Annotated in this window: 12 protein-coding genes; all 12 read left to right on the forward strand. The window is 43.4% G+C overall.

Going from position 1 to position 17,424, the window contains the following annotated elements; genetic code table 11:
- Window positions 1-53 precede the first annotated feature (53 nt).
- The 12 genes from rpe (at window position 54) to LZG71_RS05180 (ending at window position 17,400) form a co-directional block, all read left to right on the forward strand.
- Window positions 54-710, forward strand: a complete 657-nt coding sequence (rpe, locus tag LZG71_RS05125; protein WP_233817654.1) for a ribulose-phosphate 3-epimerase — start codon at window positions 54-56, stop codon at window positions 708-710.
- Window positions 707-1,981 (forward strand): DUF4038 domain-containing protein, encoded by a 1,275-nt coding sequence (locus LZG71_RS05130; protein ID WP_233817656.1) that lies wholly within the window; start codon window positions 707-709, stop codon window positions 1,979-1,981. Before rpe ends, LZG71_RS05130 begins: the two co-directional genes overlap by 4 nt.
- 211 nt (window positions 1,982-2,192) lie before the next feature.
- The gene (locus LZG71_RS05135) at window positions 2,193-4,217 is read left to right on the forward strand and encodes an OmpA family protein (protein ID WP_233817658.1); all 2,025 of its coding nucleotides are present in this window, start codon (window positions 2,193-2,195) and stop codon (window positions 4,215-4,217) included.
- A gap of 95 nt (window positions 4,218-4,312) precedes the next feature.
- Complete coding sequence (locus tag LZG71_RS05140; RefSeq protein WP_233817660.1) at window positions 4,313-6,172, forward strand: glycosyltransferase family 39 protein; 1,860 nt, start codon at window positions 4,313-4,315, stop codon at window positions 6,170-6,172.
- Between the two features lie 149 nt (window positions 6,173-6,321).
- Window positions 6,322-7,149, forward strand: coding sequence for a transketolase (locus tag LZG71_RS05145; protein ID WP_233817662.1), 828 nt, complete (start codon window positions 6,322-6,324; stop codon window positions 7,147-7,149).
- On the forward strand, window positions 7,142-9,136 hold the full coding sequence (locus LZG71_RS05150) for an NAD-dependent epimerase/dehydratase family protein (RefSeq protein WP_233817664.1): 1,995 nt from the start codon (window positions 7,142-7,144) through the stop codon (window positions 9,134-9,136). The genes LZG71_RS05145 and LZG71_RS05150 overlap by 8 nt, the downstream gene beginning before the upstream one ends.
- Window positions 9,133-10,053, forward strand: coding sequence for a transketolase family protein (locus tag LZG71_RS05155; protein WP_233817666.1), 921 nt, complete (start codon window positions 9,133-9,135; stop codon window positions 10,051-10,053). Before LZG71_RS05150 ends, LZG71_RS05155 begins: the two co-directional genes overlap by 4 nt.
- Window positions 10,050-11,744, forward strand: coding sequence for a hypothetical protein (locus tag LZG71_RS05160; protein WP_233817668.1), 1,695 nt, complete (start codon window positions 10,050-10,052; stop codon window positions 11,742-11,744). The genes LZG71_RS05155 and LZG71_RS05160 overlap by 4 nt, the downstream gene beginning before the upstream one ends.
- A 2-nt stretch (window positions 11,745-11,746) precedes the next feature.
- Window positions 11,747-12,871, forward strand: coding sequence for an acyltransferase (locus LZG71_RS05165; protein WP_233817670.1), 1,125 nt, complete (start codon window positions 11,747-11,749; stop codon window positions 12,869-12,871).
- A gap of 74 nt (window positions 12,872-12,945) precedes the next feature.
- Window positions 12,946-13,689: a glycosyltransferase family 2 protein gene (locus LZG71_RS05170; RefSeq protein ID WP_233817672.1), complete on the forward strand. Its 744-nt coding sequence runs from the start codon at window positions 12,946-12,948 to the stop codon at window positions 13,687-13,689.
- Between the two features lie 12 nt (window positions 13,690-13,701).
- On the forward strand, window positions 13,702-16,383 hold the full coding sequence (locus LZG71_RS05175; RefSeq protein ID WP_233817674.1) for a hypothetical protein: 2,682 nt from the start codon (window positions 13,702-13,704) through the stop codon (window positions 16,381-16,383).
- Window positions 16,384-17,400, forward strand: coding sequence for a hypothetical protein (locus LZG71_RS05180; RefSeq protein ID WP_233817676.1), 1,017 nt, complete (start codon window positions 16,384-16,386; stop codon window positions 17,398-17,400).
- Window positions 17,401-17,424 lie beyond the last annotated feature (24 nt).

Consider the following 17,424-nt stretch of genomic DNA (forward strand, 5'->3'; position numbering starts at 1 on the left):
CAAATTTATTTAGTTTTGCTACATTATTTTCTATTCGCTAATTATTTGCCGTGATGACCGGAATTGCACCTTCTATCCTAGCCGCCGACTTTGCCAATTTACAACGGGACGTTGAAATGCTTAATAACAGCACGGCAGCATATATACATGTGGACATTATGGATGGAATGTTCGTGCCCAATATTTCATTTGGTTTACCGGTTTGTGAAGCGGTGCATCGTCATGCCAAAAAACCATTGGATGTTCATTTGATGATCGAGCAGCCAGACCGTTACCTGGCCGATTTTCGTAATGCAGGCGCTTCCATCATCACCGTTCATTACGAAGCCTGCCCGCATTTACATCGCACGGTTCAGCACATCAAAGAACTTGGCGCGTTGGCGGGAGTTGCGTTAAATCCGCATACACCGGTTGAAGTACTTTCGGAAATATTGGGAGATATTTCTCTGGTGTTGATCATGTCGGTAAATCCAGGTTTTGGCGGGCAGAAATTTATAAACAACACATACAAAAAAATAGCCCGGCTGGCAGAGATGCGCCGCGAAGGAAATCATAATTTCCTGATTGAAATAGATGGCGGTGTGAATGTAGAAAACGCGGGCAAGCTTTCCGCTGAGGGTGCCGATGTGCTGGTAGCTGGCAGTTTTGTCTTCAATTCGCCCAATCCAACCCAGACCATCGAGGATCTAAAAATTGCGGGAAAGCTATGAGCCGGCTGAATTTGTTCATCTTCTTCATTTTTTTGCTGATAAAAACAAACGTGTCTGTTGCAGATGTTCCTGCAATCGGCTTTTTCCCCTTAAAGATTCATCCAAACGGCAAACACATCACGGATAACAATGGAAAGCCGTTTTTGATGGTGGCCGATGTCGCCTGGCAAATGCTGCGAAAACTCAGCTATCCAGAGGCTGTGAATTACATGGATCAGCGAAAATCGCAGTCGTTTAATACTTTTCTAGTGCAACTTTTGCCCGCTTTACCAACTCAGCGAAATTTTAATAAAACGACGCCTTTTGTCAATAATGACATTTCCCAACCCAACAAGGCCTACTTTGATTATCTTGAAAAAATCATCATTGCCGCCCGGGAACGTAATTTGGTAGTAGGTGTGGTGGTTTCGCGTAAAAGCTGGAATGTTGTTTTTGATGCACATAAAGAAGACGCCTGGAAAGCCTACGGTCGATATGTGGGTGAACGATTTGCCAAATTCTCCAATATAATATGGATCGTGAGTGAGGAAGAATACCAGAGCGCGGCTCAGTACAAATTCATTGCAGACGGCCTCAGGAGCGCATCGCCCGACAATCTGATTGCCTCGCTTTCTACCTGCTCTCCAACCGTTGACATCAATAGTTCACCAAACAAATCGGATCTAAAATTCGTCATTCCTGATTCCACCGTTACCGTCTCGGAATATGCCAACCTGGCCAACTGGCAAAAAAACTCAGGTGAACTTTCGGTACGTCCTTTTCTGATCGCCAATTCGGAATTCCCGAAAGAGATAAAGGATCAGTCGGTGCTGATACGAAACCAGGCTTATCAGTCTGTGATGAGTTCTGCCGCAGGATTTTGTCACATGAGTACGATTAAAAATTTCAATCCAACCTGGAAAGTGAATATCACCAGAGACGGAGCTGAGTATATCGATCATTTTGTAAAAATTCTGAAAGGCATTCCCTGGGAATACATGTACCCGGATATGTCGCCAGGCTTGCTGCCCGACTCCACCGATCAAAAGAAAATTGGTATTTTCTCCTTGTCCAACAACCGCCTTGCTATGTTGTACACACCAGATTCAAATCCGGTCAAACTCGATCTGAGCAAATTGAAAGGAAATGAGTTCCGTGTGGTGTGGTACAGTCCGCGGACTGGGAAAAGATGGTCGGGCGCCAGTGCATTAACCGGATCTGAGGTAACAGTGACACCGCCGGATCCAAAACCTGAATGGGATTGGATATTGCTGGTAGGCGCACAGGATTAAAACTTTTCGGCCCACTGCAACTGACCGGACGACCTATTAAAAATATCATGGTTGTAAAACCAAACAGCCGATAGCAGAAAGCCAACCGCCGATGTAAAAAATCTTGTATCTTTTGTCATTTGTTTTAATATTACTTTACAAAAGAGAAGTATCAGAGTTGGAAACTGCTCTTTGAAATTTATTATTTGAAATACAGGCTTCCTCGACCCCGATGATATTTTTGAAATTTATATCTGTTTTTTTTCTTCTCATACTAACACAGACCCGAGGTTTTAGTCAAAAAACGCTCTGGGCAAGCAAGATTCTCGGTTATTCATCCGAGTACCGGCCCGATCAATACGGTCATGCTTATCGTGCCAAACAAATCCTTGGAGAACCCAATAAACTACCGGCCATCGGAAACAGTCCTGTTGCCTGGTCTCCCGCCGAGGCTGAGAGTCGGAATGAAGAATGGATTAAGGTGGGCTTTAGCGAGAGTATTACACTAAGCCAGGTGGCGATCGGAGAAAATTTTAATCCCGGTGCCATTGCAAGGGTTTATGTTTACAATGAATCGGGCAAGGAATTTTTGATTTATAAAGACAACCCGGCCCCTGTTTCGCTCAAGGGCCGCGTACTTAATATCATGACCGCTGAAAAAATCCCGAATGCTAACGCTGTGAAAGTGGTGTTACAACCAGATAAAGTTCCGGGTTTTAACCAGTTAGACGCCATTGCCATAGCTGATCATCAGACGCTGGTAGAGGCGGTTATTAATCTTGCTCCGGACATTCCAAAGGATCTTGTGAAGGAAAATCTTGGTAAAAATGTCAATAGCAAAGGGCAGGAACTGGCACCGATTATATCGCCGGATGGCAAGACGCTATACTTTACCCGATCAAATCATCCACAGAACGTTGGCTCTCCAAGCCATCAGGACGTTTGGTATTCCACACTAAATAACAAAAATCAGTGGACTCCTGCGGTGAACATGGGTTCTCCAATAAACAATGCCGGCGACAACGCTGTCACAAGTATATCGTCTGACGGGAAAACAATCTATCTCATCAATCATTACCGACCTGATGGCTCCATGTTCTTTGGACTTTCTCAATCATTCTACACCAAAAATGGGTGGAGTTTCCCAAAGAATATCGAGATGCCCGGTCTTTACAGCGACCAGAATGGGATGGATCTGGCTGTTTCATCGCATGGAAATGTGATGATTTTATCACTGCAACGTCGGGATACGGAAGGCGACAAAGACATGTATGTATCTTTCAAGCAAAAAGATAACAGTTGGTCGGAACCGAGACACATGGGCAATGTCATTAACTCAGCGGATTACGAAGGAACACCGTTTCTGGCACTGGACAATAAAACTTTGTATTTCTCCTCGGCGGGACAAAGCGGATACGGCAAGAGTGATTTGTTTGTGACGCGCCGTTTGGACGATTCCTGGACGAACTGGTCAAAACCGCTCAATCTGGGACCCGTTATTAACAGTCCTCAATGGGATGTATATTTTAGCATTCCGGCATCCGGAGAGTATTCCTATATCAGTTCCAGCGAAAATTCTTTGGGTGAGCAGGACATATTCAGAATTTCACTTCCAAAAGAACTCAAACCTGATCCGGTGGCGATTATTACAGGAACAGTTCTGGTGGCAGAAAGCAACCAACCTGTGCATGCGGATATTGTTGCAGACCTTGCAAAAAGCGGTGAGGTTTTCACATCCGTTACCTACGACCCGGAAACAGGGAATTATCGTCTGGTACTTCCTATGAAAGATGTGTACAGACTTACAGCTACCGAAAAAGGTTTCTTCCCTACAACAGAGGAAATCGACCTGTCAGCTGAAACCAGCTTTCGTACGATTACAAAAAATATTGTACTGCAACCCATTAAAGCGGGACAGCAGATCAGGCTGAGCAATGCCATGTTTGCCCAGAGCAGTTCAGAGGTGGTCGCGGCTTCGTTTCCGGAACTCGATCGCATTGTAGCAACACTTAATGAATATCCGGCGATGGAAATCTTGTTGGAAGGGCACACGGACAATCAGGGAGAAGTATCTAAAAATGTGAAACTTTCAGAAGAGCGGGTAACTCAGGTAAAAAAATACATGCTTTCGAAAGGCATCGCAGCCAGGAGAATTCAAACTAAAGCGTGGGGACCGGCCAAACCGATCGCCAGCAACGCTACCGAACAAACCCGCCAGAAAAATCGGAGAGTCGAATTCACGATCCTTAAAATGTAGAAAACAGGCTGTCCCGATAAATTTGTTTATTTTCGCAAAAAATCCCTCCGACGATGCTCATCCCGGAAGTGTAATAAGGGAACAAATTTTTCAAAATGATTCACACAACTAAAAAAGCAAGCGGAACCACTCTGCTGATATTTTTAATCATACTCATAGCCGGAACTGCGCTCAGGCTTTACCACCTGGATTCTTACAGCATTTTCTTTGACGAAAAAAGTACACTTGTAGTAAGCCAGGGAATTGTGCTCGAAGGCGCTAATCAAAAAGAAGTTTTTGCTGTTAAACATCTTTCCGTTCCTGAATTCTGGAAAACGCCTCCTTTTGAATACCGGCCTTCAAACGTAATCACTTCACTTACCTATACTGAAAGTTACAGTCCCAAGACTTTTACACCAGCAGAATTCTGGTCTCCCAAAACTCTGGCCGATTATTACGAAGCCATGACCCGCAGTGACATTGGTAATAGTCCTTTTTACTACTTGCTGGTGCATAACTGGATGGATATTTTCGGTATGTCCGATTTTGCTGTCCGTTTGTTCTCGGTTGTTTTCAGCGTGCTCATTATTGGTCTCACCTTTTTATTTGCAAGAAGATTTTTCGATGATAAAACAGCGCTGATCGCCTCAGCAATTGTGGCCATTGAGCCATTTTTTATTGCTTACAGCCACCAGGCACGCAACTACTCGCTTACGTTCTTTCTGACATTACTGGCAACTTATTTCTTTATCCAGATCATAGAAAACAAAGCCAGCAAGCAAAAAACGGTATGGCTTTACGTTGGTTACGTATTTGCTGCGGGACTTAGTTTGCTATCTCATTTCCTTACTATTTCGGTTCTTCTTGCACATGCGGTATATGCTTTGTTCTTCCTCCGTTCTATCAAAGGGTGGATCAGAATGGGAATAGCAGCAATTGGGGCTTTATCGGGTGTTACATGGTGGCTCGTTGCCGGAGGCGGGCAGTACACCTTGTATTCACTCAGTTATCAGGCAGCGTTATACAAGCGCGTAGCCGAGACCATGCCATATGATAATCCGTACGGGCTCATTCTGCCCGCAACATTAGGAAACGTTTTTAACAAAGCTCTGCCGATATTCTCAGATCTTATCATTTTCACCAACGGACTCACAGATGGTCCTGTTGGAAAAAGAAATGTGATCATAGCCATTGCCGCGGCTATTATCCTGGTACTTTGGTTTCGTTTCAGGGAAAAGATCAATCCTCCTGCGTGGCTCGGAAACAGATTGCCATACATATTGATATTGGTAACTACTTTGTTCTATACCAATCACAAAGCGCAATTTGCCATTCTTTCTGTGAGCCTGTTTGCTCTTTCTTTCATTCCCGATATTCACAGGGAAGCAAGCGCAGAACAGAAAAAAAGACTGTGGTTACTTTATATCATGGCACTGGTTCCCACCTTTTTTCTCATTGTAATGGCATTCCGGGGAGGGCATACATTTGGACTCACACAACGGTATTCAGGTTTCTCGTTTCCTTATGTCATTATCGTACTAAGCCTCTTATTGCAATATTTCACACGTTTGCCCAATGAATTCCGACTCGTCGTTTTCGTATTTCTTGCTTTGCAGCTCTATTATGTTGGTGTTCGGTTGAAAGAATTTTATCAGGATAGATCAGTCAAATACGGCTACTTCCAGAATCCGCGTTCGCCCAACCCCTATTATGAGGCTGCTCGGAAGATAAAAGAGGTTTATCAGAAGGGAGATACGATTTATTACCCGGCACCAGTATTCCCGATGGTATCCGTAATGGACAGGACCTTTCTCTCCTATTCTATCCGCGAAGCGCAGATCACCAACCTGTATCTGCCCAAAGATGCCGATTATATTCAGGCCATGGATACGACGCAGACCGACAAAATATTCATTCTTCGCAGCATGCAAAAAGACACGCTGACTATCATGGATTTAAAAGGCAAACAGTACTAATTCTGCCGATCTGAAAAGTAGAGAAGCAGGGAGCCGTCAAATAAGATTTCGTATATTGCGCCTTCAATTGTACGACTTAAGTTGTTACTTTGTCTAACTTTAGAAGTACAAAACAGCACTGTTCCCGTACATCAACATACACAATGGCGATGACCATAGAAGAAATATTGAATGACCCCAGCCAAATCAGCGGCGAGCTCCGTCTCAAAGTACTGGGGCTTTATAACAAGGCAAATGCAGGGCATATCGGCTGTTCGCTGAGCTGTATTGATCTGATGATCGCTGTACTTTTCCTTAATAAATCAGCAGAAGATACCTTCATTTTATCCAAGGGACATGCAGCAGCAGCTTTGTATGCCTGCCTCAATACATTGGGTGAAATATCTGATGAAGAACTGGATACGTTTTACAAAGACGGAACCACACTTCCTGCACACCCCGCACCAAGGCAATACAAAAGCATTCCATTTGCAACAGGATCGCTAGGTCACGGTTTACCGGTTGCAACCGGCATTGCACACGCTGCCAAAATCAGTGAAGACGGAACATATTCTTTCGCATTACTTTCTGACGGAGAAACGAACGAGGGAACTACCTGGGAAGCTGCACATTATGCGATTCAGAATCAGCTCGACAACCTATTTATGATTGTTGACAAAAATGGATTGCAGGGATTTGACTTTACCGACAAAGTACTGGGCGAAACTGCCTCCGCCGAAAAATGGAAAGCGATTGGTTTTGAAACGGTCGAAGTGGACGGGCACAATATTTTATCGTTAAATCACGCTATACAGGAGCTAAAAACACACAAAAACGGACTGCCGAAAGCAATTATAGCTCAAACAGTGAAAGGCAAGGGTGTTTCTTACATGGAAAACAAAATGGAATGGCACTATTTACCGATGAACGCGGAACAATATCAGCAAGCCACTCTGGAAATAAAGGAACGCTATCTTAATGAATTAACGAATGCTTGATCAGTTACCGGTCTACAAGGAAAAAATAGAAAAACTTAAAGGACCTATATTTGTTTTCGGTGCCAGTGGTTTCATCGGCGCCAATCTTTTCCACGACATCTTCAAAATAAGAAAGGACTGTTATGCACTTACGCACGATGCCACCAAGGCATGGCGTCTGAAATTGCTGAATGTTCCTTTCGAAAATATCATTCATTGCGATATACTTTCCAATAATTCTGTACTGGAAGTATTTGAAAAGTACAAACCGCAGACCATCTTTAACCTGGCTGCATACGGTGCTTACAGCAAACAAAGCAATGTAAACCTCACCTACGAAACGAACGTGATCGGGACGGTGAACATTTTGCAGAACTGTACCCGTGAAATGGTGTACATCCATGCAGGAAGTAGTTCGGAGTATGGTTTTAATTGCACATCGCCCAAGGAAACAGATCGTGTTGAGCCAAATAGCCACTATGCAGTTTCGAAAGTATCTGCGGCTTATTTACTCGAATACTACGCACGTTTGCAGGATCTGAAAACGCTCAATCTCAGGTTGTATTCCATTTATGGATATTGGGAAGAGCCCGACAGACTGGTACCAAAATTGATTGAAAGCGCAAGAAAAAAACAGCTCCCGTCACTGGTTTCACCGGACATTAGTCGTGACTTTGTTTTTATAGAAGATTGCGTAGAAGCGTTTCTTGATGCTGCGCTCAATATAAGCAGTGCCACTTCGGGAAAATCCTATAACATCGCAACGGGTCGCAAGACTACAATCGGTGATCTTGTTGAAACCTCCCGCAGTACTTTCTCTATTGCACAGGAACCGCAATGGGGAAGTATGTCGAACAGGAAATGGGACCTTGCGGACTGGTACGGTGATCCTTCTGCATTTGAAAACGATTTTGGATGGAAAGCACGTACTTCACTGGAAACCGGATTATATAAAACCGAACAGTGGCAGGAAGCGGTAAAATATGAAGAAAGCATTATTCCGGCTTTTGAAAATCCAAAACTGAATCCGGTAATAACGGCCATTATTGCTTGTTATAAAGATGCCCAGGCCATTCCTTTCATGTACGAAAGGCTGGTGAAGACATTCAATGAACTGAAAGTACGGTACGAGATCATTTTTGTAAATGATAACTCACCCGACAATCAGGAAGAAGTGATCAATAAAATTTGCGACAAAGATCCGAACGTGGTGGGAATCAGCCATTCACGGAATTTTGGTTCGCAGTCTGCTTTCCTGAGCGGAATGGAAATCGCTACGGGTGATTGTGTGGTTCTGATGGATGGAGACTTACAGGATCCACCTGAAATTATTCCTGCATTTTACGAAAAATGGATGGAGGGAAATGACGTGGTTTACGGTGTGCGTGTACAGCGCGAAATGAAACCGCACATTCATTTCTTCTACAAAACATTTTATAAAATTTTCCAGGGATTGAGTTACATCCCTATACCTCGTGACGCCGGCGATTTCTCGATGATTGATCGCAAGGTTGTGAAAGAACTGGTTGATTTGCCCGAAACAGAACAATTCCTTCGCGGACTTAGAGCCTGGGTGGGTTTCAAACAAACGGGCGTTCCTTATGTGCGGCCTGAACGTATGTTTGGTGTTTCGACCAACAACTGGACAAAAAACATCTGGTGGGCTAAGAAGGCCATTTTCTCATTCAGTTTCGCTCCGTTGGAATTGATGAGTTATGCCGGTTTCGGTCTTACAGGCTTGTCTATTCTGGGTATCATCTGGCAAATCCTGGCGAAGTTTATTTTCTTCCCGGATACACCGAGAGGTATCAGTACGCTCATCGTACTCGTTACCTTGTTTGGCGGACTTACCATTCTGGGAATTTCGTTCCTGGGAGAATACATTGCCAAGATATTTGAAGAAACAAAAAAACGTCCGAAGTACATTCGCACCCGCATCAGGCGCGGTTCCAGATCATACAAAACCGCTGACGAAATAAGGACACTTGTAAAGCAGTTAAGAAAATGAGAAAAGAATTTTCAAACACCATGGAGCAGCTGGCAACAGAAGACGACTCGATCGTTTTCATTACCGGTGACCTGGGATATAACGCTCTTGAAAACCTGAAAGCGAAATTGGGCAAACGCTTTATTAACGCCGGAGTTGCCGAACAGAATATGGTTGGCGTAGCGGCGGGTTTTGCGCACAAAGGATATAAAGTTTTTTGTTACAGCATTGCTCCGTTTATCGTTTACCGATGCCTGGAACAGTTTCGCAACGACATCTGTTTCAACAACTTACCTGTATTTCTGGTTGGAAATGGCGGTGGTTACGGATATGGGATAATGGGAAGCAGCCACCATGCGCTGGAAGACATTGCCTGCCTTAGCGGATTGCAGAATGCCAATGTGTGGGTTCCGGCATTTGCCGACGAGGTTGAGCCTGTTTTACAGCAAATTGTAAGTGATGCCTGCCCCGCGTACCTGCGTCTGGGTGCTGGAAAGACAACTCCTGACAATGCCTATCTGTCCGGATCTTTCAAAGTGATACACCGTGGTGCACAAGCAGAAACAACCATTTTCGTTTTAGGACCGGTTGCCAATAATGTCATGTCGGCTCTTGGGAGCGGCCCTGAACTTGCTGAGAAAGTGAATGTGATCACAGCCCTTCATTTTCCATTGAAACTTGAAAATGACATATTGGAACTGGTTCGTAATGCACCCAATATTCTGGTTGCCGAAGAACATATCAGCACCGGTGGTCTTGCGCAGCAACTTTCTGTACAGCTTTTAGAGAGAGGTATTTCCCCTCGTTCGTTCAAAAGTTTGAAAGCCGAAGGTTATCCGAATGGCAAATACGGTAGCCAGTCGTATCACCAAAAACTTTCAGGGCTTGATCCTGATTCCATCATCAGTAACATCAATCAACTGTTGATCCCCGCATGACAAAGGGAGTTTTACGTTTAGTGCTCATCCTGATCATTGCGATCCCGGTCGTTGTATATTTTACGGCCTGGGATTATTATGCCATTAATATCCCTAAATGGGACGACCATCCCCTCAAAGGATTCATTGACGAATTTGCCCATGCAACCAATTGGAATGGTAAGCTTGCAGCACTTATCAAACAACACAACGAGCATCGGATAACCCTCACAAGGATTTTCGCGTGGTGGGATTATGCTGTTTTCGGTTCCCTGAATTACCGGCATTTAATGTTCATAGGCAATCTGTTGCTCGTTGGTATCATTCCGCTTTGGTATGTAATACTGAAAAACAACAAGAAACCTCTTTTTGCCCTTGTTCCGGTTCCTTTCCTGCTGTTGACGCTCGCCATGTGGGAAAATATGTATTGGGGAATGGCATCCATTCAGAATTTTGGTGTGGTGACTCTGGTGCTATGGACGATTTATTTATGTGTAAATCCGAGTAATTACTTATTTGGTTTATCTATCCCATTGGCTTTGTTGGCAGTGTTCACAAGTCCAAATGCCCTTTTTGTTTTGCCGATAGGCGCTTTTCTCATCGCACTTACGCGTGACAGAAAACGGCTTGCCCTGTATGCAGCAGCTTCCATTGCAACGATATTTTTCTTTTTCAAATCATACGTCCGGGCGGAATATAATCCGGAATCAAAAGCCTCATTTTTCCAGATAGTAAAAGGGTACATGGCGTTTTTGGGGTCTTTTGCGGAATCCTTCCCTGTATTGGACAATTTCCGGGTTTGCTTTCTGCTTGGTTGCGTTCTTTTTCTGGTGGCCGTTTCAATTGTGTCCACCACCCTTTTCCGTATTATCAGAAATAAGTATACCGTTAAGTTTGAAAAAATAACGGATCTTTTCTGCCTTGGCGCTATACTTTTTATTCTCGGTACAGCACTCATTGTGGTTTACAGCCGTGCAGGATTCGGAATCGAAGGTCTTGTCACCAGCAAGTATAAAATATATTCGGTACTGTTGCTTTTGGTGGCGTATTTGTATGTCGTGATTCCGATACGCGGCAGTTTTCAGTCGTCCTACATTACTGCCATCGTTTTCCTGGCTGTCGTTTTCAATATTTTCAGTTACCATTACCACCTTGTGGATGCCTTCAATCTGAGGAAGATGTTGGTCACCGATCAGTTTAACTGGACCTATGAGAACAAGGATCTGAAAGCGAAAGAAGATACAGCTTTTGCTGCCAACGTGATGGCGAAAACACCAGTTATTTACGAAAAGTGGCTTTCACTTATTTCAATCGCTGAAAGACAAACCTATGCGGGCAGCTCCCGCGGATTGGTGAAACTCTACGATGAAACCAGTTTCCAAAAAGAAGCAAATTCATTCAGAGTAGAAAACAAAACCTTCACCAGCCAGCGTTTGCAGGATAGTGGAATTTATATTTTGTTCAGTTCAAAAGATAGGTATTATATTTTCCCCGCCGACCGTACCCGCAACAAAAGCAGGAAACAACTTTTTCTGAAACAATACTATTTTGCCCCAGGTTTTCATGCCGATATTCCTTTTAATAAAATGAAAAAAGGCACGTACAATGTGGCGTTAGTGAGACAAGACGGAGAGCAAACAGGCATACTTTTCAAAAATGTAAAAGTAGATGTCCCGGAAGTTGGAGAAAATAAAGTTAAAGTAAACTGGTAACCATGCACGTAACTTCTAGGGGACATATTATACAACTGGATGGCATACGTTTCATTGCGGTTGCACTCGTATTACTCGCTCACCTTACCGATACTACCCTTCCCCTTGGAGAACTTGGTGTGACCATGTTTTTTGTTTTGAGCGGATTTCTGATTACCAGAATTCTGATGCAAAGCCGTGATAAGCTGAAAAATGAGCCGGGTGGCTTCAAAAAATACATTCGCAAGTTCCTGATACGGAGAACGATAAGAATTTTCCCGGTTTATTATCTTTGTATATTTATCCTTTATCTGCTGGGCGTTCCGTCCGTGCGTGAGCATCTGGGTTGGCTGGTTCTCTACGCCACCAATATTTATATGGCGATAAATGAAGGATGGATGGGATCCGTGGATCACCTTTGGTCGCTGGCCGTGGAAGAACAGGTTTACCTTATTTTCCCTTTCCTTATCTTTTTTGTTCCGAGAAAAAACCTGCTTACCGTTTTGGGAGTAATGGGCGTATTCGCCGTCTTGCTAAGGTTTTACTTCTTCATGACCGGAAAGTCATGGATCGTGTCTTATGTTTCCATGCCAGCCTGTCTCGATTCCTTTGCTTTTGGTGGATTTATGGCTTGGTTGCAGCTGAACAAAAAAGAGGCTTTCAGTAATCTTTTCAGCAAAAAATGGCTGGTCGTTTTAAGTCTTATTGTTTGGTTTCTGGTATACTATTGGTCAGTTCAGCTTGGACTACAATCAGATCCGGTTAACAAATACAATGTTGTTAAAATTGTTGGCGACCGTTTGGCTGCATCCGCATTTTCATTCTTTCTGATTGGAAGCGCTGCGGTAGGTTATTCAGGACTGATGGCTCTGTTTCTTGAAAACCCGGTAAGCGTATACCTGGGCCGGATTAGTTACGGAATATACCTGTATCACAATTTTGTGTTCAATCACTATCATAGTTATACGGTTCCTAACCATCCCATTGTTCGGTTCTTCAATAAAGTCTATCGGCATTTTCCTCAGTTGGAGCACTTCCCTCCATTTCAAATACTTACGGTTGTTGCCATCACGATTCTGATAGCTGCCATATCATGGCATTTCTTTGAAAAACCAATCAACGAGTTGAAAGACAAGTATGCTCGCTAAATAATGACCACAGCCGGGTGGTTTACTAGGTTTAATTTATTAATTTCGCACTAACATACCAAATAAACTTCTGCATGTCGTTCCTTTTAAGCATTGTAATGCCCGCATACAACGAACAGGATTGTATAGAAAAAGTAGTATATGGCTGGACAAGCTTCTTGAAAAATAAATTTCCAAATGATAATACTACACTAATCGTTATTAACGACGGATCCAAAGACAATACAAAAGTACTTTTGGACAAGTTGGAAAAAGAAGTATCCAATCTGACAGTAATAAATCAAAAGAACGGAGGCCACGGCAATGCCGTTGTGAATGGTTACCGTAAAGCACTGGAACTTGGTTCGCAATATGTTTTTCAAACAGACAGCGATGACCAGTTCATTTCCGATGATTTTGACAAATTATGGAGTAAAAGAGATCAGTCTCAATTTATACTGGGTTACCGGGAAGTAAGGCATGACGCAGGTGTGCGCTTGTTCATTACCAAGTTTTTGCGTGGTACCATTTCTCTGGTATACGGGACTTTCATCATGGACAGCAATATTCCATTCCGTCTGATAAAAGGAACCTTCCTGCAAAAATTGATGGATCAGCTGCCAAATCCGGAGCCTTTTGCACCGAATATCTTCCTTTCGGTAATGGCGAAAAAATCAGGACAAGAGACTTTCGATATTCCAATTACGCATAAAGACCGCGAAACCGGAGAAGTTTCAATTGTAAAATGGAACCTCTGGAAAGTTTGTATACGTAGTTTCAAAGAACTTTTGCGTTTCCGCCTGGAACTGAATCAAAAAGTAAAGGCGATACGTGCTTAAATTATTAGGCCTGTGCTGAAAAAGAAAATTCTTATTATCCTGCTGGTGTTCGTTATCGCATTAGCAGGATATTTTATATTTAAATGGTTTAGAGGCTCATCCGCTGCGTGGAAGCATATTCCCTCCAATGCCGTGGTGGTAATCACCAGCGAGCATTTGCAGGATTCCCTATATGTGGCTACGGAGGCTGGTGTGGATCTGAAAAAACTCCCTCTCCTCGATCTGGCAAGTGACAACCTTTCGTTATTAAGTTTGTTTTCGACCGATACCAAAAAGCTGAACAACTTTTTGAAAGGTAAGACCATTAGTTACTCCTACCATCCGCGCACAAGCACCGAGTGGGGAATTCTGATGTACATTCCTATTGAAAATGAGGAAGAAGCAAAGTGGATTTCAACGCCTCAGAATGTGAATATCCGTGCGCTGCACCACAACTTCCAGGATAATAGAATTACGGACATTTACGACAGCCAGTCGCGTCCTTTGTTTTCCTATCTTGTTAAAGATAATTACGTCATTGTAAGTTATTTCGGGGACTTGATAGAAGACGTAGTGCGGGCTTCGTCACTCAACATTCAGTCATTCAGATTAAAATCCCAGTTTTCTAAAATCCAGGATGATGAGTATGGAACCAGTGTTTATTTAAAAGCAGAGGCATGGAAATCGGTTGTATCCACCGAAAACATCAGCGTCACTTTCAGGGAGTTTGCACGAAATTTTCCAAACATACAGGATCTGCATATTGATAAGACTTTGAATAAAAACTCGCTGCACCTGACCTCCGTCGGGAGTGAAGCACCGGATTTTTATCTGACTCAAATGCTGATGGACAACCCTGGTTTTCCATTTGCAGGTCATAAACACATCTCTCAGCAGACGTCTTATCTTTACAGATTTGCCGGAAAAGACAAAGCGGCTTTCAAGAAGCAATATTTGAAATGGCACAGAAAAAACAAGAGCGAGGCCTGGGAAAAAGTCAACTACATCCTTGGCAAGGAGAGTGCGTTACTTACGGAAAATTCTGGTTCGGAATTGATCTTGTGTCAGTTGGAAGAAAACAATAGCATCAGCGATGCGAAAATCATGCTTTCAGAGTTTTCAAATTATGATAAACTGAGGCCTGTAATGCAGAAGCTGGCGCGGCTTTCCAACGAAGAAGCCAATGTCTCGCTGGACAAATACCAGGGTTATGATATCTATTCCGTTGCTATTCCGGAACTGCCGTCTGGTATGTATGGCTCTATGTTTTCAGGATTTCCTGTAAGCTATATTACTTACGTGGCGCCTTATCTGGTGATCAGCAATAATTCTCAGGTATTGCAAAATTACATTGTGGATTACGAAAACCACATTACCTGGCAGCAGTCGCCGGAATACGACAGCGTGCTTACCAGTAAAAAATCCGATGCACAGCTGTCCATGGTTGTCAACCTCAGAAAAGCACAGTCGCGTGCTGGCAGAAGTGGCAAAAGTTATACCGATTTATTATCCAAGATTGAGTCGGCGGTTTTTGAATGCCATTACGAGGACGATAAGGCCATTCCGGAAATTACACTTTTCCCTAAAAAACGACTTACGCCGCAGAAAGTGCTCAATCGTACATTCCTGAATATTGACGTCGAATGGCCGGTTATTTACGATAATCAGCTTGCAGCTCTTCAAAATCCGGTGGATGGAAGTTCTGAGATTTTGCTTACGGATGAAAAGCATGATCTGCTTCGGACCACTGACCTTAAAAGCGGAAAAACGGAGGTTATAACCAAACTCAATGGGCCGATACGCACTGCTTCCTATAAGGTCGATTTTCTTAACATCGGTCGTGAACAACGCATATTCGCTACAGAGCAATCCGTGTACGCACTTGATCAGGATGATTCATCTCAGATATCGGCGTTTTCCCAAAGCATCCCGTCGGTGAGTCCCATTTCAGATCTTTACCTGATTGACGGCGGTTATGACGGCAGTAACAGATTTATCCTCAAAAATACTGCTCAGGAGCTGTTTTTGTGGGAAAGTGTAAGCAAACCACTTCGTCGTCTCAACAGGACCAACAAGTTTGAAAACATTCAAAGTCCGGTGATTGCCCTGAACCAGATCGGAAACAGGGGTTTTATCGTTACGCAGCAAAATGGGAAAATTTACCTGCTCAAAGAAAACGGTTCTGTAAGGGCAGGATTTCCGGTCGATATACTCACCCGGACTGAAAGTCCTTTCACCTGGGCTCAAAACCTTTCCACCGGTCAACCCGAGCTGGTCGGTGTAAGTGTATCCGGTGAACTGATCCGCATTGGACAGGACGGAAAAGTATCCTCACGTAAGCAACTTTTACGACCGGAACCTGGCTCCCGCTTCAAGACTTTGTTTGACAGAAATTCACTGGACTGGATTCTGGTACGTTCTGCATTTTCCAAAACAGCGATCCTCAACAAAGAAGGTCAGGAGCTTTTTGAGATTAAGGACATTCTCCCCAACTCAACCATTCAGTATCATTTCTTTGGTGTTGATAACCGTTTTATCACGATACGTTCAGGAAACTACACGACCGTATTTGATATGACCGGACGACGACTGGGCGACAAGGCCATTCCGTCAGAAATGCCCGTACAGCTTACATACCAGCCGGGATATTATAAACTGCTCATTTTTAGCCGGTCAGAAAAGAAAATTCAGGTCTGGTCTATTAAGCTTAGATAAATGAAATACCTCAGATATATATTTTTAGCGCTGGGAGCAATGGTATGGATGGTGGGTTTGAGCCCTTACCTCAGCAGGAAACTCAGCCGAACTGATAGTTACCGATATGGAGATCTGTATCGTTTATCAAACCTTTCAGAGTTTAAAGATCCAGCTAAGCGATGCGAGGCATACAGCCCACCTGTGAAAAAAACTTCCCGTAAAATACATTTGTACGTCATAGGCGATAGTTTTACGGAAGAACAACGAATCGGGAAAGCGGATTTTCTGGCAGACAGCTATACCCGCATTTCGTGGAACGAAGTACTTCATGTAAAGCCCGACTCCTCGGCGATCAATATTCTTTTGATTGAATCGGTTGAACGTCATTTCAGAGAAAAATTCAGCGATCATCCTATCGGCAATATTATACCTGACTCAGCCAGTTTTATAGCTGCTGCCGAAAATCCAGGCTTCATGCACACGCTGGACGGTATTTTTAGTTCCAAATCAACAGAGGGTCGGCTTGACGAATTTTTGTTTCAGAATAACTTTATTCTGTCACTCAAAGAATTAAAGGCAAATTTCAACAACCATGTTTTTGGCCGTGTCAATAAAGAGGTCGTACCCATAAAGGGAGGTACAGAGCTTGTGTATTATATGGATACGGATGAGGATACTACTGAGACTACATCATCATTTGCAGAAATTGAAAATGCAGAAATAGACACACTGGTTCGCAATTTGAATGAGAGTGAAAAACTAGCGCTGGAACTGGGTTTTGATAAGGTGTTACTGTCGATTATTCCGAATAAAGTTTCGGTTTTGATGCCGGAGTATGGACAATACAACAATCTGATTGAACGGGTTTACAAACATCCGGACTTATCGGTTGAATATCTGGATGTGTACACGCTGTTTCGTCAGATGGGTGCAGCTGCATATCTTAAAGGTGATTCGCACTGGACTTGTCAGGGGCAATATCTTTGGCTTAATAAGGTAAATAATACCATTAATAAGATCACAGACGGTAATTGATTTAAAGACCACAAAGCCCATTCA

The sequence above is a fragment of the Dyadobacter sp. CY312 genome, from assembly GCF_021390535.1.
Taxonomy (GTDB): domain Bacteria; phylum Bacteroidota; class Bacteroidia; order Cytophagales; family Spirosomataceae; genus Dyadobacter.